Origin of the sequence: Methylobacterium nonmethylotrophicum (genome assembly GCF_004745635.1) — a bacterium.
Lineage (GTDB): Bacteria > Pseudomonadota > Alphaproteobacteria > Rhizobiales > Beijerinckiaceae > Methylobacterium > Methylobacterium nonmethylotrophicum.
On the sequence record NZ_SRLB01000013.1, the window covers coordinates 153,931 to 178,047 of the forward strand.

Below are 24,117 nucleotides of genomic sequence, written 5' to 3' on the forward strand. Positions count from 1 at the left end.
TGCTCGGCTTGGTCATCGATGGCCACCGCCGATATCCGGCACATGCGCGATGGTAGCCCCTCGCGTGACGGTGAGGCGATCGTTGCGGAGCGGCCTGCGCGTCGAGTCCTGACGGCGTCCCGCCCGTCAGGGACAGATTAAACGGACATCCACCTCTCCTGCCTCCGGCGTTCAGTGTGTGGTGCCCGTGAAATACGTGATGCGCCGATGTTCCAGCCACAGCTCGAAGGCTCACCCTTCGGCTATCATCTTGCTCAGGATGATCGTCTCTTCATCGCCCGTCGCAAACATCGTTTGCATGTCGAGTAAATTGACGGATTTACTGAGAATGACGAGCGTGTACCGCAGCTCCGGCGACGGAACGTCCGGGTGGACAGGTCGCTTCCGGCAGGTGGCATGGATGCACCTTTCAGACGACGGCTCGCCGGCCCCAGGCATGATCAGGCTGATTTTCGAAACGAGTATTTGGCTTGAGGCTGATGCAATCATTGATCAGGATCAATCCAGAGTTGAGAAAAGAAAAGAATCTGCCGCATGTCACACGGGCGCGGAGGCTCGCGGCTTCCACCGGCTCCGGCTGATCGAGCATTGGCCGGTCGGGCTTCGAACCCAGCCCGCCGGCTCTCTTCTATGCCGATGCGAGGATCGCGCTCGTCACGGGTCTCGCCTCTCCGGCTGTGCCGTCCGCGATCCCGGCCCGCAGCGCCTCCCGCGCCAGCGCCTCCGGCGCGAGCCCCGCATCGAGCCGGTGCCAAGTGATCGTCCCACAATCCCGCCGCGCCTGGGCGGCCAGGATGGCGGGCGTGGCATCGGACGGGTCGCCCCGCCGGGCGACGATGCGCTCGGTCAGGGTGGCGAGCGGTGCCTCCAGCCAGAATCCCTCGAACGTCGCGCCGCAGGCGGCCGCGAGGCTCTTGGCGGCCTCCCGCTCGGCCGGCCGTGCGAATACCGCGTCGAGCACAACCGACGCCCCGCTCGCCAGGACCTGGGCGGCCTCGTCCCGCATCGCCGCGTAGACCTGTTCCGAGACGGCGGCCGCGTAGGCGCCCGGGGGCAGACGCGTCAGGGGCATAACCCCGTGCAGGCGCTTGCGGGTGCGGTCGCTGCCGATGATCCGGGCGCCCGGGCCCGCGCCAAGCCGGTGCGCCAGGGCGGCGGCCAGCGTCGACTTTCCGGACCCGCTCACGCCCCCGACCGCCACCAGGCAGGCAGGCCGCTCGACGAGCAGGTCGCCCGCGAGGGCGAGGTAGGCCTGCGCCTCGGCGCGGAGCGCCGGTCCATGGGTGACGGCGGGCCGGCTCGCCGTGATTTGGCTGGCCGTCACATGGGCACGGATCACGGCGCGCAGAGCCATCAGGAACGGCATCAGCCCGGCATCGGGTGCCTCGCCGGTCTCGTCGACGTAGCGGTTGAACAGCAGGTTCGCGAGATCGGGCCGGCCGCGATGCCAGAGGTCCATCAGCACGAAGGCGAGGTCGTACAGAACGTCGATCGTGGCCAGGCGCTCGTCGAATTCGAGGGCGTCGAACGGCGTCGGCACGCCCTCGAACAGGCAGATGTTGCGAAGCGTCAGGTCGCCGTGGCAGCGCCGGACCCTGCCCTCCCGGCGCCGCGCGTCGAGCCGGTCGGCATGGCGGGCGAGTCGTGCCCGGAACGTGTCCGTGAGGGCATCCACCTCCCGGTCGTGGACGAGGCCGCACGCCCGCAGGCTCCGGTCGTTCAGGGCGATGAGATCGGTCATTGCCGTCGCGCCGCCCTCCCGGCGGCCCACCGGCGCCCTGGCGTGGAATGCCGCGAGGCGGCCGGCGAGATCGGCCACCAGCGCCGGCGTGAGGCGCCCGTCGCGGACCATGCGGTCGAACAGGTTCTCGGCGGGGAAGCGCCGCATCGCCACCACGGCATCGACGAGGGGACCGTCCCCGTCGAGGGCGAGGCCGCCCTCCGGCGTGCGGGTGATCCGGTGCACGCCGCGATAGAGGCCGGGCGCCGCGCGGCAGTTGACGGCGAGTTCGGCCATGCAGGCGGCGAGCCGGCGCTCGGGAGTCGAGAAGTCGAGATAGGGCAGGCGCACCGCCCGCTTGAGCTTCAGGACTTGGTCGCCGCTCAGCAGGACGGTCGAGACGTGGGTGTCGATCCGTTCGACGGCCCCCTCCCCGGCCAGGAGGTGCGCCAGGAATGCCCGGGTCTCGGAATCGGGCCCGGCAGCAGGCTCGATCACGTTGCGGGTCTGCGTGCTCACCGCCGCCATCCCTCCGTGTCCGCTCGGAACGGGCGGCCCTGCGGCGTCGCGAGCGGCCGTTGCCGTTCGCCCGTCTCCCGGGATGCCATCGCCCGAGTCTTCAGCGCCCGCGTCTTCATGGCCCAAGGCTTCACCACCTCTGCCGCCGCGAGGTAGAGGGCCGTGATCCCTGCGACGGCGATCAGGATCGCGGGCGCCGGCGCCGCGAAGCCGAGCCAGCCACCGAGGGGTGTGAACGGCAGCGCCAGCGCCACCGCCAGGGCCGCCAGCGAGGAGATTGCGAGGGCGGGGCCCGGCCGGTCGCGCCACGGCCGCGCCGCCGTGCGGATGACGACGATCACCAGGATCTGCGTCGCCATCGATTCGAGGAACCAGGCGGTGCGGAAGACCTCCGGCCCCGCCCCGAACCCAAGGAGGAGCACGCCGAAGGTGAGGAGATCGAACACCGAGGAGAGCGGTCCCATCACGGCGGCGAAGCGCAGGAGGGCCTGCCGGTCCCAGGCCTGCGGATGCGCGATCGCCTCCGGTCGCACGCGGTCGAACGGGATCCCCAGCTCCGAGAGATCGTAGAGCAGGTTGTTGAGCAGGATCTGGATCGGCAGCATCGGCAGGAACGGCAGTACCGCGGCCGCGAGAGCCATCGACAGCATGTTGCCGAAATTCGAACTCGCCCCCATGCGGATGTACTTGAGGATGTTGGCGGAGGTCCGCCGCCCCTCGGCGACGCCGGCTGCCGCGACCGCGAGGTCCGGGGCGAGGAGGATCATGTCGGCCGCCGCCTGCGCGACGCCGCTCGCGCCGGCCACCGACAAGCTCACGTCCGCGTGCCGCAGACCGGGGGCGTCGTTGATCCCGTCGCCCAGGAACCCGACCACCTCGCCGCCCGCCTGGAGCGCCTTCACGACGCGGACCTTCTGGTCGGGGCTGAGCCGCCCATAAGCGTCGACCCGCCGGACCTGCGCGGCCAGCGCTTCGTCGTCCATGCCTGCGACCTCCGGCCCCGTCAGGACCTCGCCGACGCTGAGCCCGACGAGCCCGGCGAGGCGCCGCACCACGACCGGATCGTCGCCCGACAGGACCTTGACCCGTACGCCCGCATCCGTGAGCGCGGCGAGCGCCGCCGCCGCGCCGGCCTTAGGAGGGTCGGCGAACGCACAGATTCCCTCGAGGACGAGATCCGCCTCGTCGGCCTCGGCCGGTCCCAGGGCAAGCCGCGACGCCACCGCGATGCCGCGCAGCCCTTCCGCGGCGAGTGCCCGGACATGCGCCGAGACCGCCTCGCGCTCCGATGCGCCGAGGGCGGAGACCGCCTCCCCGCTCCGATGGGCGGTGCAGCGGGCGAGCACGGCCTCGGGCGCGCCCTTGACGATCAGCGTTAGCCCCTCCGGCCCGTCCGCCAGGACCGAGCCGGTGCGCTGCGCGTAGTCGAAGGGGCGCTGGCGGACGAGCCGCCAGCCCGTCGCCGCCCCGGGGCTCGCCTGCACCAGGGCCGCGTCGAGCGGTCCTCGGTCACCGCCGAGCGCCGCCGCCACGGCGCCGAGCCGGGCCGGCCGCGGCGCGGCGGTGCCCGCCGGATCAAGGCTCCGCGCAAGCGTGATCTCCGCCGAGGTCAGGGTGCCGGTCTTGTCAGTGCAGAGAACTGTCATCTCGCCGAGATCGTGGATGGCGGCGAGGCGCTTCACGATGACCTTGCGGTGCGCCATCCTGAGGGCCCCCCGGGCGAGGGTCACGGTGGTGATCATCGGCAGCAATTCGGGGGTGAGGCCGACCGCCAGCGCCACGGCGAAGAGAAGGGATTCGATGACCGAACGCCCGAACGCCACCCTCACGACGAGGACGCCGAGGACCAGGACGAGGGTCAGGCGGGCGATCAGGAGGCCGAGGTCGCGCAAATCGCGCTGGAACGGCGACGGGCCTGCCTCCTCCGACAGCGACGCAACGGCTGCGCCAAACACCGTATCGCGGCCGGTGGCGGCCACGAGGGCGACCGCCTCGCCGCTCTGCACCACGGCGCCGCGAAACAGGGCGTTCGTGGCCTCGGCCGGGCTCGCCGACGCGACGAGGCCGGGGCGCTTCCCGACCGGGTAGGGCTCGCCGGTGAGCGCGGCCTCCGCCGCGGTCAAGCCGAAGCTCGCGAGCACCAGGGCGTCCGCCGGCACGATGTCGCCCGCCCGCACCCGGATCACGTCGCCGGGGACCAGGCCCTCGACGGGAACGACCCGGAAGGCGCCGTCGCGCCGGACCTCCGCCTTGAGCGCCACGCTCTGCCGCAGGGCTTCCGCCGCGCGCAGGGCCTGGCCCTCCTGGATCGTGTCGAGGCCGATCGAGAGCGCCAGGATCGCGATGATGACCGCCCCGCCGGCCCAGTCGCCGGTGAGGATCGTGACCAGGCCGGCGGCGATCAGGACGAGGGCGAGGGGCTCGCTCGACCGCCGCAGGACCGCCCGCGCGGCGCCGTCGACCCGGGCCTTCGCGTCGCGGTTCGGCCCGTGGCGCGCGAGGAGACGCTCCGCCTCCGAGGCGGTCAGGCCGTCCGGCCCGCAGCCGAGGCGCGCGCGCAGCACCTCCGGCGCAAGGGTCCAGAACACCGGCCCGTGCTCACGCAAGGAAGAGGGGCCGTGCGCTGCGGGAGAACGACACTCGGAGATGACCGGCGCCGTCTTCCGCTCTCGTCGTGGTGCTTGCAGGTCGTCCACCATCGCCGGCTCCCCCCGGCCTTCCGTGGCCGGCGCGGGCAGAGTGCAGAGGTCCCGGCTCCGCGCCTTGATCCGCCTCAAGGTGGGACGGGTCCTGCGGGGTCAATGCGCCATCAGCAGCGGGACCGGGCAGGCGCGCAGCATCTCCTGCGTCACCCCGCCGAGCACCGTCTCGCGCAGGAGCGAGTGGACGAAGGCGCCCATCACGATCATGTCGGCCTCCCTCTCCATCGCGTGGCGGCGCAGGGCACCGGCGACGTCCCCGTCCCGGGCCGGCAGGTCGGTGACGGTCACGGCGACGCCGTGATGCGCGAGGCCCGGCGCCAGTTCGGCCCCCGGGACCGCGTGCGACAGATCCTTCTCGCCCGTCACCACGACGATCTCGACGCTCTCGGCCTGGCGGAGGAACGGCAGAGCGTCGTGCAGGGCGCGGGCCGCCTGGGCGCTGCCGTCCCAGGCGACGAGGATGCGTTGCGTCGCGACCGTCCCGCAGCCCGGCGGGACGACGATCAGCGGGCGGCCGCTCTCGAACAGCAGGGTCTCGATCAGGCCGCGGTCGCCCGTCAGCATCCGCGGCTCGGCGTCGATCACCGCGAGGTCGTGCAGCCGGGCCTGGGCGGAGAAGCGCGCGAGCAAGCGGTCATAGGACAGGTGCTCGGCCTGCGCCGTACACAGGATGCCGGCGGCGGACGCATCGCCCCGGGCTCGTTCGGCCGCTTCCTCGGCCAGGTCCCGCAGCCGCCGGTTCTCGGCGGCGACGACCATGCCGACGAAGCGGCTGATCCAGGCATGCGGCAGGACCAGCCGGACCGAGACCGCCTGGACTGTCACCCGCGCATGCGCGCGTTCCGCCAGCGACAGGCCATAGGCGAGTGCGCTCGACGGGGTCTCGTCGCCCAGGCGCTCGGTCAGGGCGATCAGGATGGTGCGCAGGTTCTCGATCATGGCCGCCCCGCTCGTGTCCGACACGGGGGAGTCTGGCAGACGGGCCCACGGGCACGTTGCGGTGGATCAACGACGTACCGGCCGATCGGTCGTCGGACTGGGCCGGGCGCGGCCGATCGCGGCCGGATGAGGAAGGGGCCGGTGGGCGAACCGATGATGAGGGTCCGGACACCGTCGGGCCCGATCGAGCCCGGCGACGATGCGGGCCCGGCGGACCGCGAGACTTGTCGCGAGCCATGGCGCGAGATCGAGCGTCTGCCCCCCGGCGCGGTGGCGGCCGCCCTCGGCGTCGATGCGGTCTCCGGCTTGAGCCGGGACGAAGCGCGCGCCCGGGTTGGGCTCTGGGGCCCGAACGCGCTGCGGGTCCGGCCGCCAGTCCCGGCCTGGCGCCGCCTGCTGGCGCAGTTCGCCGACCCGCTGGTCCTGCTGCTCGTCGCCGCGGCGGCCATCTCGGCCGGGTTGTGGCTTCGGGAGGCGGTGGCGGACGGGCGGACCGACCTGCCCTACGAAGCCCTCGCCATTCTGGCGATCGTGGTTCTCAACGCCGCGATGGGCTTCATCCAGGAGGCGCGGGCCGAGCGGGCCGTCGCAGCCCTGCGGCGGATGTCGGCCGCGCGGGCGCGGGTCGTCCGTGACGGAATCCGCCGGGAGATCCCGGCGACGGAGCTGGTGCCGGGCGACGTGATCCGCATCGAGGAGGGCGATGCGATCCCCGCCGACGCGCGGCTGATCGAGGCGATCGCCGTGCAGGCCAGCGAGGCCGCCCTGACGGGCGAGAGCGTTCCGGTCCCGAAGGATGCCGCACCCCTCGCCGGCGACGCGAGCCTGGGCAGCCGGCGCAACACGGTGTTCAGCGGCACCGCGATCGTCAACGGGCGGGGCGTCGGCATCGTGACGGCGACCGGGATGCGCACCGAGCTCGGCCGCATCGCCGGGATGCTGGAGGAGACGCCGGAGGAGACCACGCCGCTCCAGGCCGCGCTCGCCCAGCTCGGCCGGCGCCTCGGCCTCGCGGTCCTGGTCGTCGCCGCCGCGCTGGCGGCGACCATCGTCCTCGTCGAGGAGATCCGCACCCTCCCGGCCCTGCTCGACACCCTGATCGTCGCGGTGGCGCTCGCCGTCGCGGCGGTGCCGGAGGGACTACCGGCGATCGTCACCGCGGCGCTGTCGCTGGGCGTGCTGCGCATGGCCCGCAGGCACGCGATCGTGCGACGGCTCGCCGCCGTGGAGACGCTGGGCTCGGCCGACGTGATCGCCTCCGACAAGACCGGCACGCTCACCCGGAACGCGATGACGGTCCGGGTCGTCGCGACGGCGAGCGGCCGCTGCCGGCTCGACGGCGCCCAGGCCGGTCGCGCCGACGACAAACGGCTGAGCGGCGAGGCGGAGGCGGCGCTCCTCGCGGGCGCCCTCGCCAACGACGCCGTCCTGCAGGAGCGCGACGGCGGCTGGGTCGTCCAGGGCGACCCGACCGAGGGCGCCCTGCTCCTCGCCGCCCGGAACGCCGATCTCGACGTCGGCCTCGGCCGCTTCGTCCGCCTCGGCGAGATCCCGTTCTCGTCCGAGCGCCGGCGGATGAGCGCCGTCTGCCGCGAGGCGGGCCGGGATGGGCTGCTCGTCGCCCTGAAGGGCGCACCCGACGTCGTGCTGGCGCGCTGCACGCATGAGCGCGTCGGCGATCAGGAACGCCCGCTCACGCCGGAGCGCCGCGAGGCGATCCTCGCGGCGAATGCGGGCCTCGCCGGGAGCGGCCTGCGGATGCTGGGCGTCGCCCACCGGCGGATGTCGGACGGGAGCTGCACCGCTCCGGGCGAGGGCGTCGAGCAGGATCTCGTCTTCCTCGGCCTGATCGGCATGCGCGATCCGCCCCGCCCGGAGGCCCGCGAGGCAGTGGCCCGCGCCGCGGCCGCCGGCATCCGGTCCGTCATGATCACGGGCGATCATCCGAACACCGCCGCGGCGGTCGCGGCCGAACTCGGCATCGCCTTCGATGGCGCCGTCCTCACGGGGTCCCGGATCGACGCGCTGGCGCCGGAGGAGCTGGAGGAGGCGGTGCGGCACGTCTCGGTCTATGCCCGCGTCACCCCCGCGCACAAGCTGCGGATCGTGCGGGCACTCCAGCGCAACCGCCTCGTCGTCGCGATGACCGGCGACGGCGTGAACGACGCGCCCGCCCTGAAGGCCGCGGAGATCGGCATCGCCATGGGCGTGACCGGCACGGACGTGTCCCGCGAGGCGGCCGACATCGTGCTCGCCGACGACAACTTCGCCACCATCGTGGCGGCGGTCGAGGAAGGGCGGGCGATCTTCGCCAACATCCGCAAGGTGCTGCGCTACCTGCTGTCGTCGAATCTCGGCGAGGTCATGGTGATGGCCCTCGGCATCGTTCTGGCCTCCGTGCTCGGATTGGCGCCGAGCCCCGGCGAGGTGATGCTGCCGTTGCTCGCGACACAGATCCTGTGGATCAACTTCGTCACCGACGGCGCGCCGGCGCTCGCCCTCGCGGTCGATCCGGCGGATCCGGCCGCGATGGCCCGGGCTCCGCGCCCGCGGGGCGAGGGCGTGCTGACCGGCACGATGGGGTGGAGCATCGCCTTCGTCGGCCTCGTGACCGCGTCCTGCAGCCTGTTCGTGCTCGACGCCTGCCTGCCCGGCGGGCTCGTCGAGGGCACCGGCAGTCCGGCCTACGCCCGGACGATGACCTTCACGACGCTTGTCCTGTGCCAGCTCTTCAACGTCCTCAACGCCCGCTCCGGGGAGGCGAGCGCGCTCGACGGCCCGTTCCGGAACCGCTGGCTCTGGGCCGCGATCGGCGTCTCGCTCCTGCTCCAGGCCGCCGTCGTGTACACGCCCATTCTTCAGCAAGGCTTCGCGACGGTGAGCCTGACGTCCGGCGACTGGCTGTTCTGTGCCGGCGTCGCGAGCATCGTGCTGGTTCTCGAGGAGTTGCGAAAAGCGGTCGTTCGCGCGAGGCGGGCCGCTGCTCCGGCAGCCTGAGCGAGGAGAAGGCGGCGGGCTGGCCGTCCTCCACCCTCGAGACGGCCCGCCAGTGATGCCAGCGGCCACGGCCGAGAAGCAAGGCCGCGAAAGACGGCCGAGAAAGCCGCCAAGACTAGGCCCCGCCGTTGCTGCCCGACATCACCGGGCCAGGACGCCGCCGCCGGCGCGGACCGCGTTGAGCGAGATCATCCGCGTCCAGGCCAGGGCCGGTATCCTCCGACCTCGACGCCGACCACCGAGCGGCAGCCGACGCCGGATGGAGCCATCCAATGCACCGATCCCACCCCGAAGCCCGCTGGCCTCCCCGGACGGACGAGATCCTGCTCGCCGCCGTTCAGCACGCGGCCGGCACTGCGCTGCTCGTCGCCGCGTCGGCCCTGATCATCGCCGGGAACGCCGCGGCGGCGGCCTCCGCCGTGCCGCCGGGGTTGATGATCCTCGTGCTCTCGGGGCACGGTGCGCCAGGACGCCGACGACGCCGGCAGCGCCGAGCCGGACGGCAGCGCCTTCACCCGCATCACCGTCTACCGCGTCATCATCACCGAGATCACCGAGTAGGGCCATGGACTGGAGCAAGGCATATCCGGCGCCGGCCACGCGCTTCGGCCTGTCACGCCTCGCCGCGGTGGCCGGAGTGGACGTGCGCACGGTCCAGCGGTGACCGCACATCGGCGCCCTGCCGGGTAGACGCGCCGGACGCGGGACGGTGCGGAGCTACGACGTGTGGGACGCTCTGCGGCTCCAGTGCCTCGCCGAGGTGGTGAAGCTGGCGATGCGCCTCACCGGCCCCGGCCTGCACCTGTCGAGCGCCCTGACCGGCATGGTGCTGTTCGAGGTGGCGCAGCGCGGGAGCATCGAGGCGTGCCGGCGACCTCCGGCTCTCCCCGGACGGCGAAGACTGGCGGATGCAGTGGGACCCGCGCGTGCTGGGCCCGGAGGGCTCGCACATCAGGATCAACCTGCGGGCCGTAGCCGAAAAAGTGTCCGATGCGGACGATCGATGGAAGCCGTGAGATCCTTAAGAATTTAGATCAATGCTGAAGGGCGTGCTCCGCGAGGGGCACGCGTATTTTTATGGCCTTATTCTGATATCAATATTTGTAATGAAATCTCGCATCGTTTTTCCTAGCTTCCCATGCCGTATTTAATGTATAATATAAATACAAATAGAAAACCTTAGCTTTTATTTTTTCTATGGCATTTCTTGTTATAGCTATAAATTCACTCCGAAGAGGCAGTTTGAGGATAAAATGCCTTGGATATCGTAACTCATCTACACAGTTCATATCATGAAATCTTTCAGGCAATTGTTGTAGCTTATCAACATGCTCGGTAGATTTTTCTAAGCACTTGTTATATATTTTTTCAATATTGTGAACGAATTTTTTATCTTTCAATTCTTGTTTGGTGATACCGCATGCAACGAGGTACGATTTAAGTATAAGCTCTAAGGAATGCGCAAAAATGTAATAGTTGGCATAAGGTTCATTTATTTTATCTCCGGATGTCAATCTCTCAAACGCAGCCAAATATTCTTTGCCCCTTTGCAATAATTTATAGGGAAAACGACCAAGTGGCTCATTTTTCTCAATTAATTCGTATTTAGAAAACAACGCACGCTCGTTGAATTGCATTCGGCCTTTGAAATCGCCCTCGACATCGCCTTCTGCTGTCCCAACCGTTTTGCATCCGTGTTGCACGGAGCAACCTACGCCCAACCGTAACCCATCGTAAAACAACGATCCGTGTTGCAGGCCAACGCAACACTTTTCGCCAGGGAAGAGAACACGAAAAAGCCCGCCAAGTCATTGCTCAAGCGGGCGAAACGGATGGTAGCGGAGGAGGGATTTGAACCCCCGACACAAGGATTATGATTCCTGAGCGCTATTTCGGACGGGGGTGCCCGGGGTGGTTTTCCACAGGGGGAACAGCCGCCCGGAAAAGCAAGCCGCGACAGGGCGTTGTGGAAGCTAACTGCCCTCAGCTTCCACGGCAACGTTCACCAAGCAGCCAAAAGCCGTCTTGCGGCCAGGGTTTACGCCGGCGAGAAAATCCCGTCCGAGACCCGTCCGAGTTCGCGCGGCGTTCCGAGTGGCCACAGGCATCGCCGAGCCCGACGTCAAGCTGGCCAAGAAGGGCCTCCCTGCCGGAAAAGCCGCCTACGACCTGAACGACGGCAAGACTGGCCTGGTGCTGCGCGTCGGGCGCCGCGCCGCTAAGTGGGCGTGGCGGACCGAGGTCGCCGGTCGGACCATCCGCCTGACGCTCGGGGACATCGACTTGCTCACGCTTACGCAGGCCCGAGCGCTCGCCGGAGAGGCGATGCACCAGGTCCGGGACGTGCGGAGCAAGGTCGACGACGATTGGGTCCGTGCCGAGCTCGTTCGGATGCGCGTCGTCCCTGCCCCTCCCCCGCCGGAGCCCAGGAAGGAGACGCTCAAGGAGCTCCTGGACAAGCTCGACCGGGACAAGCACTGGACCTTCGCCCAGGCCCGCGAGCGATACTTCGACGAGGTGAGAAGGACCAAGCGCGAGGACACCTGGAACGATTACCGCGCCATTCTTCACGCGCCCGAACTCGCGCGCTTCGACGATACGAAGGTCTTCCTGATCACCGTTGAGCGGCTCGCCGAGGTCATCGCCGAGACGCATAGGAGTGGGCGGGAGCGTCGGGCGGAAAAGCTGGCGGATTGCATTCGCCCGATGTGGACGTGGATGGCGAGCAGCGCGCAGAAGTTGAGCAGCGGCGTCACGCCGGGCGTGATGAAGGAACTCAAGACCCCGGAGCGCTCGCGCAAGGAGGCTGGGCAGGAGGACGTGGACGAGGATGGTGAACCGGGAAGCTACGTGCCGCCGGTCGCCGAGTTCGGGCGCATCCTGGCCATTTGCCGCGCCGGCGTCATGCACCCGGTCGTGGCGGCCGCCATCGAGCTCGCGATCCTGACGGTCCAACGTCGACGCACGATCGTGAATGCCAGACGCAGGGACTTCGTCGTCGAGGGCGATATGCTGGTCTGGAAGATTCCCCCTGCGCACCGGAAAACGGCCCTGAAGCGGGGGGATGTCCGGACGCATGACTTGCCCCTCAACGGCGCCGCCCGTGCCGTGGTCGAGCGCGTGCTGATGCGGAACGACGATTCGAAGTGGCTGTTTCCCGGCTTGCGCCCTCAGAAGGCAGGCGACATCGTCACGCACGTCAACGTTTCGGTGTTGAACCACAACACGAGGATCATGCCCGGCGTCGAGGCGAGTCCGCACGACTTCCGACGCGGGTACACGACGCACACCCAAGAGCTCCTCGACTTTACCCTTTTCGAGACGAAGTACGTCTTAGACCACAACGAAGGCATCGACACCCAGGATGTCACGGAAAGCGCCTACTCCCGCGCCCGACGCCTGCAGAAGAAGGCCGCATTCCTCGACCCGTGGATTGAACTCGTCGAGCAGGCCGCGGTCGCCGCGGCCCCCCTCCTTCCGCCGCCGGGGGCCATGCGCGCCGCCATGACCGAGGCCCGCAAGCCGAAGATGTCAAAGCCGAAGGCGAAACCGGGGATCGCCGAGGGCGACGAGCATGCCGCCTGACGCGCCCCTCTACCTTTCGCATGACGGCCCCGGCGCCGTCAGAGTCGTTGAGGTCACCATGCAGGTGATGATCGGATCGGACCGGAGCACGGTCGGCGCCTGTTCGATGGGAAAGGCGCGGCACGGCCCAAGATGGGTTATTGTCTCCCGGACCCTCTCGTCGCCTTCAGCCCCCTCCCCTCTCCTGGCAGGTATCCGGGCGCCGCACGCAGGACCGTGACCATGTCACGGCGGAACAGGATCATGGATCCTACGCAGTCCCTCGGAGGCATCAACCGAACCATCCGTATGATGACGAAGTCACACCTCGTTTCGTTCGGCTTCACGCCATTTGCTGACCTTAGACCAACACCGCTGGTATAGCGGCGCTTGGCCTGGAAGCGGGCATTGCAGGGAAAGAAGCACTTCAGCGAACCTCGTGCCCATATGCACGAGAGTGGCATTTGCATGTCACCTCCGATGTCTGCGCCAGAATGGCATCGCGCCGTCCTCGCAGCAGGATGATTGGCGGTCCGAGCATTCTTCTGCCGCGCATTGCCTCACGACCTCGTCGGCCCTCGACGCCGACAGCAATCCAGACGCCCGTCGGACGGGCCGCACAGACGCCAAGGCGAATTTTGCACCGTTTTACACGTGCCGGCGCCGTGAACCGCTACGGTACGCCTCGTTGGATGCGCGACGGACGGAGGTCGAACGGCATGATGCGGCGAACACGGGAGTTGGAGCGATCTTTATCGCAGGCCCTAAAGGCGGCAAAGCTCGATGCTTTCGAAAGTGAGATTGTGTGGCGCATCGTAACCGAAGCGATTAAGACTGAGAACGGCTGCGAATTTGAGCAGATCATGCGTACGCCAGTCAAATCATCGAGGCGGCGACTGCGCTCGCTCGTTCTTATCACACACGATCTCAATGGATGCATGTCCCAGCTCCGGCTCTCGGTGGAAGGCGACGGTGAAGCCGTTCTCGAATGGCAATGGCCAGCGAACGACCAGGTCCTCTGGTCCCATGACAAGGGCCGGCGCACTGTCACGGAGACTGCCGAGGCACGCGACCCATGCAGAAAGCCGGCATCCTTAGACTCGATCCTCCCGATTTGCTCCGGAGTAGCAATAAACGTCGCAGGCATTCCAATGATCATAGCCCCCGATAGCCCCAAAAATGCCGATGCGCTCACGATTGTCGTGCGCGAGCCGCCGGTGGATCAGTGTCGGGAACGCCGCGTTACGGGCGACCTCGCTTTTCACGACGACGCCGACCGGCGCAGCGGGCTCGCCGACGCCTTCACGGCCATTCTGATGCATGCCGAAGCTGTTCGACGTCGCTCTGCAACGGACGACGAAGAGGCGGCAGAGATCGCAAGATCGTCGGAGCAGATTATCTTTGCTGCGCGCCGAGCCTGGAACCTTCTAGAGAGCTGAAATAGGACAATCTCGTCGGAGCTGCCCGAGATAGAAATGGTCGGGAGCCGATCGCAGCACTGTCCCTTCGGATGATGCAGCACCGAGTCGCGTGGAGTCCGGCCGACCACGACTCCGGAGCGAGCCGTTGGCTGAGAACCCGAGCCCTGCGGAGCGGACGGCGCGGCTTTCGGGATGGGGGCATGTTCAGTGGCCCGCCATGACCCGGAAGGCCTGAGCTGCAGCGTAAAATTTCAGCCGGATGGAGTGAATGGCAAACCTCTGTATGATTTCCGGAACGCCCCCGGGCCCTTAGGTACTGGCTGAGATGCTGCGTTAGGCGATTTTTCCCCTAGGACCTGACGCGGCGAGGCGAATGCCATGACACAAGAAGCAACGATCGCGATCGTGGATGACGATGAGGGCGTCCGCCTGTCCATGGCGAGCCTCGTCCGCTCGCTCGGCTACCTCGTCCGCACTTACGCTTCCGGCTCGGACTTCCTCCGCGACGCACTGGATCAGGAGCCAGCGGTCATGATCTCCGACCTTCGGATGCCGGGCATGAATGGTGACGAGCTGCAAGCGCGATTGCTTGCGGACGGTCGGCGGTTCCCGATCATCTTCCTGACGGGCTATGCGACTGATGCCATCAAGCAGCGCGTACTGGATGCCGGCGCGACCTGCCTACTGAGCAAACCCGCCGATGGCGAGACCATCGTCCGCTGCATCGAACAGGCACTCGACCGCTCTCGCGTGATGCACCAAGCTATCGATGTTTCAACAAGGAATCCGCCTGAGATCGCCGTAGCCTGTGTGGACCTGACAACCCCGGCGAAGTGACGGGAAAGGGTTCCGACGCCGAAAGGTCAGGCCGGACGAGACGCCTCGATAGGCACGGCTTGCGGCGTTGCCTGCTCCAACTGTCAATCCTGGGGTGGCCGAGGGCTCAAGCGGTCGCAGCCGCCTCCGGGGGGACAGCCTCACCTCGTCAGGCACGGTCCGCCCCTCCGCGGACGACGATCGGGGCGGATGGCCTGAGGTCGCAGGCAAGGCCGGGACGCACTGCAGGACATGTTGTCGACGACATCCGGCCGTGTCTTTGGAGCTGGCGGAGATGTGTCACGACCGTCCTATGCGGGCGAGCACGCTCTCAAGAACCTCCGATATCACGTCGCCATTGAAGGGCTTCTCGAGGAAGGCCGCCGCTCCGCTCGCCACGGCGCGCTGACGCAGGACCTCGCTGTGGAACGCCGTGGTGATGATGATCGGGAAGGTTCTGCCTTCCGCCTGCAGTTGGTCTTGCAACTGAAGCCCTGTGATCCCTGGCATCTGCACATCCGTGATCAGGCAGTCGGGGGGCGCAGCCACCGGATCGCGAGCCAGGTCGGCCAGGAAATCCTCCGCGGAGGCATAGGGTCGAGCGGCGTAGCCGAGGGAACGGACGAGGCTCGCGGTGGCGACGCGCACGGCTTCGTCGTCGTCCACGATCGCGATGGTCGGCATGTCCAGCATCATTCGCCTTCGCAGATCGGGGCTCTTGAGCCTGTTGGCGGGAGGCCAGTGCACTTTCCGACGAAGCCGATACCGGATCGTCGAAGACAAAGCGGCAAGATCGAAGACCTAGAGCACCTCCCGGCTCCGCAGCTTCGGAGCGCGATCAATCCGGTGCGATCCCGAGCGCCTGCGCCATCCGGACGAGTTCGGCGAGGGATCGTGCCTCCATCTTCCGCATGACGTGGCCGCGGTGGATCTTGATCGTGATTTCACTCAGGTCGAGCAGGCCGGCGATCTGCTTGTTCATCAGGCCCGCCGTGACGTGAAGGAACACCTCGCGCTCGCGCGCGGTCAGCGTCTCGTAGGCTGTCCGCATCGCCTGCAGTCCTGTGTCGCGGCTGCGCCGCTCGGCATCACGGGCGAGCGCGGCCGTGACGGCATCCAGCATGTCCTGGTCGCGGAACGGCTTGGTCAGGAAGTCGACGGCACCGGCCTTCATCGCCCGCACCGACATCGGAATATCCCCGTGCCCTGTCATGAGGATGACCGGCAGATGGATGCCGAGGCCCGCAAGCTGCGCCTGGAAATCGAGGCCGCTCAGACCCGGCATGCGCACGTCCAGGACGAGACAGCCGGGACCGTCCGACCGCGGCGTGCTCAGGAACTCGGCTGCCGACGCGTAGGCAGTCGTGGCGAGGTCAACGGAGCGAAACAGGCCGGACAGGGCGTCGCGCAGGTCCGAATCGTCGTCAACGATGAAGACAGTGGCGGCGGGCCCGTCACGGCGGCTCATGGTGCGGCTCCTGCGGGCAGGAGGATGTGGAACGTCGCGCCCGTTCCCGTCCCCGTATCCGTGACCCAGAGCCGGCCGCCATGCGCCTCGATCGTCGAGCGGCAGATCGCCAGACCCATCCCCATTCCGTCCCCTTTCGTCGTGTAGAACGGCTGGAAGATCTGCTCCCGCATCTCCGGCGCGATGCCCTCCCCGGTATCGGTCACCTCGCAAGCCACCTGCCCATCCTCCTCCCGCAGCGTCCGCACAGTCAGAACCCGCGGACGTCCCCGGACGGCCGCCATCGCCTGGATCCCGTTGACCATCAGGTTGATGGCAACCTGCTGCAGCTGCAGCCGATCGCCGAGGACCTGCGGCAGACCGGGCGCGTGCTCGGTCCGCAAGCTCACGGCGTGCCGCACCAGTTCGCGCTCGATGAGCTGGGATGCCTCGCCGATCATCTCGGGCAGGTCGAGCCATTCCTGGCGCGGGGCGGCCTTCTTCAGGAAGCCGCGGATCCGCCCCACGATCTCGGATGCCCGACGTCCGTTCGTGATGACGCGGCCGAGGGCGTCCGTCGCCTCGCCCAGGTCCGGCGACGGGCGCTTCAGCCAGCGCAGGGCGGCCTCGCCGTTCGTCACGATGGCGGCCAGCGGCTGGTTGATCTCGTGCGCCATGGTCGCGGTCAGCTCGCCCATGGTCGAGACCCGGGCCGCGTGGGCGAGATCCGCCTGGACCGCCAGCAGCGCCGACTCGGCCTGCTTGCGCTCGGTGATGTCGAAGGCGTGGACCAGCACGAAGCCGAGATCGTCCGGATCGGCCGGGAAGCTGACGCCGAAGAGCACCGGAATGGTCTCACCGTCGTAGGTGCGCACCTGCGACTCGCTTTCGAAGGATCGCTCCCCGCGTGCCAGCGCCGCGAGGGCCTGCGGGAAGGTCTGGTCCGCTTCGGGCAGGCGCTCGTCGAGAGTGCCGAGCAGGGCCTCGCGGGAAGGGGCCCGCAGCATGCGCTGAGCCGCGCTGTTGGCGTCCACGATCCTGACCCGGTTGCGCATCCGCACGACGCAGCCCTCGCTCGCCATGCAATAGCCGGCGACGTCGCGCACGCCCTCGCGGTGCAACCGATCGAGGTCGGCCTTTACGCCCGACCAGTCCTGCTGGAGGATCGCCACGCGGGTGTTGTCGAAGATGGCGCGATAGCGCCGCTCGCTCGCGACCAGCTGCGAGTCGGTGCGCTTGCGCTCGGTGATGTCGGTGTTCGTCTCGAGCACCGCGAGCGGCGCGCCGGCGGCGGCGCGCTGGAGCACCCAGCGGCTCTCCACGGTGACCGTCTCGCCCGCGCGGGTCCGCTGGACGAGTTCGCCCTCCCAGCGGCCGGTCCGGTGCAGGGTGTCGAAGATCGCGGCGCGGTCGGCGGGGAAGGTCGACCGCAGCAGGTCGTGCGCGACGCAGCCGATGGCCTCGTCGGCAGGCCAGCCATAGAATTGCTCGGCGGCGCGGTTCCAGAAGGTGATCACGTCGCGGGTGTCGCGCACGAAAACAGCGTCGTGGGTGAGATCGAGGAGGCTTGCCTGCTCGGCCAGCACGGCCGCATCGGCCTTGTGGCGCAGGCCGAGCGCCGCCGTGATCCCGATGGCGGCGAGGCTGACGAAGCAGCGCAGCAGCGGCGCGCCGACCTCGTCCGTCCGGTGCGCGGCGAAATAGGCGGCGAGCGTGAGGGCGAGGCAGCCGGCGGTGGTCAGCACCACGCCCCTCCGGCTGAAGGTCCGCGCGGCGATCAGGACGACGACGACGTAGAGGACCGCCACCGCACCCTCGATGGGCGAGAACGCATCGAGGAGGAAGACACCGGCGGCGATCAGGATCGCAGCGGTGCGAGGCGCCAGCCGGTCGTAGCCTTGGGCCTCGACTCGGACCTCGGATTGGGCCTCAGGCGTCGCGCGCATCCGGCCCCTCGTGATCCGCTCCCGGCAGGCTGACGGTGAAGGCCGAGCCGCGTCCGACCACCGAGCGAACCCCGACCGGAATTGTCAGCGCCTGTGCGGTCTGGCGGACGATGTGGAGGCCGAGACCCAGGCCCGCCCCGTCGCGGCGCCCGGCACGATCGAAGGCCTCGAACAGGGTGGCAAGTTTCTCGGGGGCGATCCCAGCGCCGTCATCCAGCACGGTGACCTCGATCCGGGCGCCGCGGCGCCGGCAGCCGACCACCACCCGGCCGCCCGGCCGCGCATACTTGACGGCATTGCCGACGAGGTTGCGCAGGATCGTGGCGAGCATCGCCGGATCGGTCCAGGCGACCAGCCGCGTTGTCCGGACAGTCAGTTTCACGCCGCAGGTCTCGGCGTAGGCCCGCCACTCCGCCTGCAGCCCGGCGAGCATCGGACCGAGCGGGACCGGCTGGAGCCGGGGTGGTACGTCGGCCGTCTGCGACGAGCGGGCCAGGTCGTCGAGTTCGCGCCCGAGCCGCTGCAGCGCGTCGCTGGCGAGGTCGAGGCGGGCCGCCGCGCGAGGAGCGACTCCATCCCGGACGGCGCGGTCGATCGCCATCAGTGCCACCTGCAGCGGTTGCTTGAGGTCGTGGCCGGCGATAGCCAGAAGGCGGGACAGGGCCGTGCGCGCGGCCTCGGAGCGCGTCAGGGCATCGCTCCCCGCCGCTCCTCCCGGGAACGCCATCGTCGTGTGCATCCGCCCCTCCCTGGCCCATTCCACCGGGTGCCGTCCGGCTCCACCCGGCCCGATCCGGCGAGCTGGACGATGCCCCACGCCCCTCTCGGACGGAATTATACGGAGGTTTCATTCGGGCCGTACGCCGGAAGTCAGTTGTCCTGAAAGCATGTCACGCATTCGATCGGGAACGATGCGGTCGTCGAACGATGTAGGCGGCCCGTCCCTGGTGCCGGTCGAACCGATCCTCGCCTCCCCTCACCTAGCTCTGCCGGCATAGCACGGCCTCGAGGATGAGCGCCGCTGCCTCAACCTGGATCATCCCCCGCTTCACCGGTGTCGCGGGGTCTCCTAAGCGGCGTCATGGAAGGCTTCCCTGCGGAGCACGCCTAGTCGATCCGTCGACGGGGACGGGGCGCGTTCGCACGCGCCATCATCCGGCAGCGACCCGGCTTGCCCATACCTGAGTATAATTGCCCCATATCAACAGACATCGTCGCCATGCCTTGATATGGATATCCAAGCGCGCATCGGATCTTCATCTTACCCGTGACGCCGCCGAGGCGGCTCTCGCAAAGATGAGGCTGGTCATGAACGCCCGATACATCCTGCCCGTCGTGTTTCTCACCCTCACGACGAACCTGGCCGCGGCGCAGGGCGCTAAGAATGCCTACGAATACGCTGGGACGCATGCCGGCGGCCCGGCCGACGCGCTCATCCCGGACGGAACGCCGGCGCCGATCGTCCCGGTCGTCCGGAATCCGGCCTACCGCTACTCCGGCAGCCATGCCGGTGGCCCGGCCGACGCGCTGATCCCGGATGGTACCCCCGCACCGCTCGTGCCCGTCGTGAAGAGCCCCGCCTACCGCTACTCCGGCAGCCATGCCGGCGGCCCGGCGGACGCCCTCATCCCGGAGTGAAGCCGGATCCCCGGCAGGCGGTCGGACGGATCGGGGACGACCTTCTCCCCCGCTCCGTCCGGCCGCGCATGGTCTCGCGGAGGCGACCGCCGATGTCCCGCTGGTTGACGATCATCCTGAGCGGCGCAGGACTCGCCGCAATCGGCTCCGCTGCTTATCTCGGCACCAGGCCGGCGCCGAGCCGGGGGCCGTCGACCTCAGGTCCGGTCCCGGTCGTTACGGCTCGCGTGGCGCAAGGAGACGTGCCGCTGATCCTGACCGGCATCGGCACGGTCCAGGCCTTCAACGAGGCCGTCATCCGTAGCCAGGTCACCGGCATCCTGGAGAGCGTCGACTTCACGGAGGGGCAGTCGGTGCGGCGCGGTGACGTGCTGGCGCGGATCGACCCGCGCCTCTACCAGGCACGGGTCGATCAGGCCCAGGCCCAGCTCGCCCGCGATCAGGCGCTGCTGGCCAACCAGGAGACGAACCTGCACCGCGACGAGCCGCTGCTCCAGCGCGGCTTTGCCACCGACGAGCGGGTCACGGGGGAGCGGGCCGGGATCGCGCAGACGCAAGGCACGCTTGCGGCCGACCAGGCCGCCATCGCCGAGGCCCGGACCCAGCTCGACTTCGCAACGTTGCGCGCGCCCTTCGACGGCGTCACGGGCCTGCGGCTGGTCGATCAGGGCAACGTCATCCGCCCGACCGATCCGACGGGGATCGTGACGCTCACGCAGGTCCAGCCGATCAGCGTCGTGTTCACCCTGCCGGCCGCGGATATCCCACAGGTGCAGGAGGCGCTGGGGCGCGGACCTGTGCCGACGACCGTCGACGACCAGTCTGGAACGCACCGGCTCGACACCGGCACCCTGATCCTCGTCAACAACCGGGCCGACGCGAAGTCTGGTACGGTGCAGCTCAAGGCGACCTTTCCGAATGTGCAGCGCCGGCTCTGGCCGGGCACCTTCGTCACCGTTCGGGTGACGACCTCGACCGTCCGCGACGCGCTCACCGTCCCGACCGACGCGCTGCAGCAGAACGACCAGGGTTCGTTCGTCTTCGTCGTCGGCGCGGACCGGAGGGTCTCGATGCGTCCGGTGCGGATCGCCCAGCGCGTCCGGGGTACGGCCCTGATCGCGTCGGGCCTGAGCGCGGGCGAGACGGTGGTGGTTCAGGGCCAGTACCGGCTCACCCCCGGCACGGAGGTCGTGGACGCACCGGCCGCCGAGGTTCCCGACACGACGACGGCGAGCGCGGGAATGCTGCCATGAACCTTTCGGCCCCCTTCATCGGCCGGCCGGTCGCCACCGCGCTTCTGATGCTGGCGGTGGTGGTGCTCGGCGCGATCAGCTACCGGCTCCTGCCCGTCGCGGCCTTGCCCGACATCGACACGCCGACCATCCAGGTCACCGCTCAGCTCCCGGGCGCCGACCCGGCCACCGTCGCGGCCTCGGTCACCACCGAGCTCGAGCGCCAGTTCGGCCAGATCCCGGGCCTCGCCCAGATGACCTCGAGCAGCGGCACCGGATTCGCCGCCCTCACCCTGCAGTTCGACCGCAGCCGCACCGTGGACTCGGCCGCGGGCGACGTGCAGGCGGCGATCAACGCCACGCAGGGCCAGCTTCCCGCCGCCCTCCTCGACCCGCCCACCTACCGCAAGACCAACCCGGCCGACACGCCGGTCCTGCTCATCGCCCTCACCTCGGACGTGCTGCCGATCATGACGGTGAGCGACTACGCGAACTCGATCCTGGCGCAGAAGATCTCGCAGGTCCTGGGCGTCGGCTTCGTCGGCATCGGCGGGCTGCAGGGCCCGGCCCTGCGTATCCAGGTGAACCCGGCACAGCTCGCCGCCGAGAACCTCGACCTCGAGACGGTGCGCAGCGCGCTCGGCAATCTCACGGTGCTGCAGCCGAAGGGGCAGCTCTACGGGCGCGAGCAGGCGGTCGCCCTGCAGACCAACGACCAGCTCACGACCGTGCAGGGTTTCGAGGACGCCATCATCGCCTACCGCGACGGCGCGCCGATCCGCGTGCGCGACATCGGCCGCGTGGTGAAGGCCCCGCAGGACACCACGCTCGCCGGGTGGCTGAACGACAAGCCGGCCGTGCTGCTCGCCGTCCAGCGCCAGCCAGGCGCGAACGTGACCGCCACGGTGGCGGCGATCCGCGCCGCCCTGCCGCGGCTGCAGGCCTCGCTCCCGCCGGGCATCCGCGTCGAGATCGTCTCGGATCGCACCCAGACCATTCAGGCCAGCCTCGCGGACGTCAAATTCACGCTGCTCCTCACCATCGCGCTCGTGGTCGGCGTCATCGCGCTGTTCCTGCGCCGGCTGTGGGCAACGGTCATACCCGGCATCGCCGTGCCGATCTCCCTCGTCGGCACCTTCGCGGCGATGGTCGGGCTCGGCTACAGTCTCGACAACCTGTCCCTGATGGCGCTCACCATCGCGATCGGCTTCGTGGTCGACGATGCAATCGTGATGGTCGAGACCATCGTCCGCCACGTCGAGGACGGCGCCACGCCGATGCAGGCGGCCATCGATGGCGCGGGCGAGATCGGCTTCACGATCCTGTCGATTTCGCTCTCGCTGATCGCGGTCTTCATCCCGCTCTTCCTGATGGGCGGCGTGGTCGGTCTGCTCTTCCGCGAGTTCGCCGTGACGGTGGCGGCGTCGATCCTCGTCTCGGTCGTGGTCTCGCTGACCCTCACCCCGATGCTCTGCGGGCGGCTCCTCCCTGCCGGCGAGGCCAGCCCGGGCCGTGCGTCCCGCCTCCTCGAGACCGGGCTCGCCGCCCTCACCGAGGCCTACGGCCGGGCCCTGCGCGTCGTGCTGCGCCATCGCCCCCTCGCGCTCGCCAGCTTCCTCGCCACGGTGGCGGCCACCGGATACCTGTTCTGGGTCATCCCCAAGGGCTTCTTCCCGCAGCAGGATACCGGGCTGATCATCGGCATCAGCGAGGCCGCCCAGGATGTCTCGCCCGAGGGCATGCGCCAGCGCCAGGCGGCGATCCTGGCGATTGCCGGCCGCGATCCGGCAGTGGCCTCGGCGATCGGCTATATCGGCCCGGGCGGTCCCACCGTGACGGAGAACGACGGGCGCGTCTTCCTGACCCTGAAGCCGAAGTCGGAGAGGGACGTGACCGCCGACCAGGTGATCGCCCGCCTCTCGGACGCGCTCCGGCAGGTGCAGGGCATCACGCTCTACATGCAGGCGGCCCAGGACATCACCATCGGCAGCCGCCTCGCGAAGACGCAGTACCAGTACACGCTCACCGACGTGAACCTCGATGAGCTCAACTCCTACGCGCCGAAGCTGCTGGCGGCTTTACGGAGGCTGCCCGAGCTCAGCTCGGTGGCGAGCGACCAGCAATCGACCGCCCGCACCCTCACCGTCGAGATCGACCGCACTGCCGCCTCCCGCCTCGGGATCGACCCTGCGCGTGTCGACGCGACGCTGTACGACGCCTTCGGCCAGCGCCACGTGGCGCGAATCTACACGGCCCTCAACCAGTATTACGCGATCCTCGAGGTCGATCCGCGCGACCAGCTCGGCCCGGCAGCGCTCGACCGGATCTACGTCCGCTCGCAGAGCGGCACTGCCGTGCCGATCAGGCAGATCGCACGGCTCGTCCCCGGGGTCGGCCCCGCCGTCGTGAACCACCAGGGTCAGTTCCCGTCGGTGACCCTGAGCTTCAATCTTGCGCCCGGAGCGACGATCGGCGCGGCGGTGGCAGCCGTCGAGACCGCGACGGCGGCGCTGCACCTGCCGCACGCAATCGCCACGAGCTTCCAGGGCAACGCCCAGGCATTCCAGACCTCGCTCGCGAGCACGCCGCCGCTGATCCTCGCGGCCCTGTTCGCGGTCTACGTGATCCTCGGCATGCTCTACGAGAGCACGATCCACCCGCTCACCATCCTGTCGACCCTGCCCTCGGCCGGTCTCGGGGCGCTCGCCACCCTGATGCTGGTCGGTCGGCCCCTCGACCTGATCGGGATCATCGGGATCATCCTCTTGATCGGGATCGTGAAGAAGAACGGCATCATGCTGGTCGACGTGGCGATCGCGGCCGAGCGGCATGAGCATGCCTCGCCCGAGGAGGCGATCACCCGTGCCTGCCTCATGCGCTTCCGGCCGATCCTGATGACGACGCTCTGCGCCATGCTCGGGGCCGTGCCGCTGATGCTCGGTACCGGCACGGGGTCCGAGATCCGCCAGCCGCTCGGCTACGCGATCGTCGGGGGCCTCCTCGTCTCGCAGGTGCTCACCCTGTTCACGACGCCGGTCGTCTACCTCTTCATGGCGCGCCTCAGCGCTGCCCTCTCGTCACCCCGCGGAGCGTCGGGAGACCGGCCGCAACGCCCGTCCGGCGCCGGGGCGCCGCTGTCCGTCGCCGAGACGATCGCGGGCCGAGCGGATTGATCT

Annotated in this window: 16 protein-coding genes; 7 read left to right on the plus strand and 9 right to left on the minus strand. The window is 68.9% G+C overall.

The annotated features are described in order from the left end of the window. Nucleotides 1-231: 231 nt before the first annotated feature. The 4 genes from EU555_RS19000 to EU555_RS19015 all read right to left on the minus strand — a co-directional run bounded on the left by EU555_RS19000 (nucleotide 232) and on the right by EU555_RS19015 (nucleotide 5,880). The gene (locus tag EU555_RS19000) at nucleotides 232-489 is read right to left on the minus strand and encodes a hypothetical protein (protein ID WP_135416789.1); all 258 of its coding nucleotides are present in this window, start codon (nucleotides 487-489) and stop codon (nucleotides 232-234) included. A 139-nt stretch (nucleotides 490-628) separates the two neighbouring features. Further along, nucleotides 629-2,239, minus strand: a complete 1,611-nt coding sequence (locus EU555_RS19005) for a bifunctional aminoglycoside phosphotransferase/ATP-binding protein (protein ID WP_425375130.1) — start codon at nucleotides 2,237-2,239, stop codon at nucleotides 629-631. Beyond that, nucleotides 2,236-4,827, minus strand: coding sequence for a magnesium-translocating P-type ATPase (gene mgtA / locus EU555_RS19010; protein ID WP_245524369.1), 2,592 nt, complete (start codon nucleotides 4,825-4,827; stop codon nucleotides 2,236-2,238). The genes EU555_RS19005 and mgtA overlap by 4 nt, the downstream gene beginning before the upstream one ends. Nucleotides 4,828-5,037: 210 nt before the next feature. Then, nucleotides 5,038-5,880, minus strand: coding sequence for a universal stress protein (locus EU555_RS19015; RefSeq protein ID WP_135416792.1), 843 nt, complete (start codon nucleotides 5,878-5,880; stop codon nucleotides 5,038-5,040). 156 nt (nucleotides 5,881-6,036) lie between these two features. On the opposite strand from EU555_RS19015, the gene EU555_RS19020 reads away from it, so the two are divergent. Next, nucleotides 6,037-8,877 carry a cation-translocating P-type ATPase gene (locus tag EU555_RS19020; protein WP_135416854.1) on the plus strand — a complete coding sequence of 947 codons (2,841 nt, stop codon included), beginning with the start codon at nucleotides 6,037-6,039 and terminating at the stop codon, nucleotides 8,875-8,877. 1,094 nt (nucleotides 8,878-9,971) lie between these two features. Here EU555_RS19020 and EU555_RS19025 read toward each other — a convergent pair. Further along, the gene (locus EU555_RS19025; RefSeq protein ID WP_135416793.1) at nucleotides 9,972-10,580 is read right to left on the minus strand and encodes a hypothetical protein; all 609 of its coding nucleotides are present in this window, start codon (nucleotides 10,578-10,580) and stop codon (nucleotides 9,972-9,974) included. A 391-nt stretch (nucleotides 10,581-10,971) separates the two neighbouring features. Here EU555_RS19025 and EU555_RS19030 point away from each other — a divergent pair, with 391 nt between their 5' ends. The 3 genes from EU555_RS19030 to EU555_RS19040 all read left to right on the plus strand — a co-directional run bounded on the left by EU555_RS19030 (nucleotide 10,972) and on the right by EU555_RS19040 (nucleotide 14,699). After that, nucleotides 10,972-12,462, plus strand: coding sequence for a tyrosine-type recombinase/integrase (locus tag EU555_RS19030; RefSeq protein WP_135416794.1), 1,491 nt, complete (start codon nucleotides 10,972-10,974; stop codon nucleotides 12,460-12,462). 644 nt (nucleotides 12,463-13,106) lie between these two features. Beyond that, entirely contained in the window at nucleotides 13,107-13,880 is a 774-nt protein-coding gene (locus EU555_RS19035) for a hypothetical protein (RefSeq protein WP_135416795.1), read from the plus strand. Between the two features lie 360 nt (nucleotides 13,881-14,240). Next, entirely contained in the window at nucleotides 14,241-14,699 is a 459-nt protein-coding gene (locus tag EU555_RS19040; protein WP_135416796.1) for a response regulator transcription factor, read from the plus strand. Between the two features lie 279 nt (nucleotides 14,700-14,978). On the opposite strand, the gene EU555_RS19045 is transcribed toward EU555_RS19040, so the two are convergent. The 4 genes from EU555_RS19045 to EU555_RS19060 all read right to left on the minus strand — a co-directional run bounded on the left by EU555_RS19045 (nucleotide 14,979) and on the right by EU555_RS19060 (nucleotide 18,810). Further along, on the minus strand, nucleotides 14,979-15,362 hold the full coding sequence (locus EU555_RS19045; protein ID WP_342636483.1) for a response regulator transcription factor: 384 nt from the start codon (nucleotides 15,360-15,362) through the stop codon (nucleotides 14,979-14,981). Between the two features lie 154 nt (nucleotides 15,363-15,516). Next, a complete protein-coding gene (locus EU555_RS19050) occupies nucleotides 15,517-16,146 on the minus strand; it encodes a response regulator transcription factor (protein ID WP_135416797.1) in 630 nt (209 codons plus the stop codon). Continuing rightward, nucleotides 16,143-18,071 carry a PAS domain-containing sensor histidine kinase gene (locus EU555_RS19055; RefSeq protein ID WP_135416798.1) on the minus strand — a complete coding sequence of 643 codons (1,929 nt, stop codon included), beginning with the start codon at nucleotides 18,069-18,071 and terminating at the stop codon, nucleotides 16,143-16,145. Before EU555_RS19055 ends, EU555_RS19050 begins: the two co-directional genes overlap by 4 nt. Beyond that, nucleotides 18,055-18,810: a sensor histidine kinase gene (locus tag EU555_RS19060; protein WP_135416799.1), complete on the minus strand. Its 756-nt coding sequence runs from the start codon at nucleotides 18,808-18,810 to the stop codon at nucleotides 18,055-18,057. The genes EU555_RS19055 and EU555_RS19060 overlap by 17 nt, the downstream gene beginning before the upstream one ends. A gap of 569 nt (nucleotides 18,811-19,379) precedes the next feature. On the opposite strand from EU555_RS19060, the gene EU555_RS19065 reads away from it, so the two are divergent. From EU555_RS19065 to EU555_RS19075, 3 genes are all read left to right on the plus strand, one after another. Further along, nucleotides 19,380-19,709 carry a hypothetical protein gene (locus EU555_RS19065; RefSeq protein WP_135416800.1) on the plus strand — a complete coding sequence of 110 codons (330 nt, stop codon included), beginning with the start codon at nucleotides 19,380-19,382 and terminating at the stop codon, nucleotides 19,707-19,709. A 92-nt stretch (nucleotides 19,710-19,801) separates the two neighbouring features. Then, complete coding sequence (locus tag EU555_RS19070; RefSeq protein WP_167858604.1) at nucleotides 19,802-20,962, plus strand: efflux RND transporter periplasmic adaptor subunit; 1,161 nt, start codon at nucleotides 19,802-19,804, stop codon at nucleotides 20,960-20,962. Further along, nucleotides 20,959-24,114: an efflux RND transporter permease subunit gene (locus EU555_RS19075; protein ID WP_135416801.1), complete on the plus strand. Its 3,156-nt coding sequence runs from the start codon at nucleotides 20,959-20,961 to the stop codon at nucleotides 24,112-24,114. Before EU555_RS19070 ends, EU555_RS19075 begins: the two co-directional genes overlap by 4 nt. Nucleotides 24,115-24,117 lie beyond the last annotated feature (3 nt).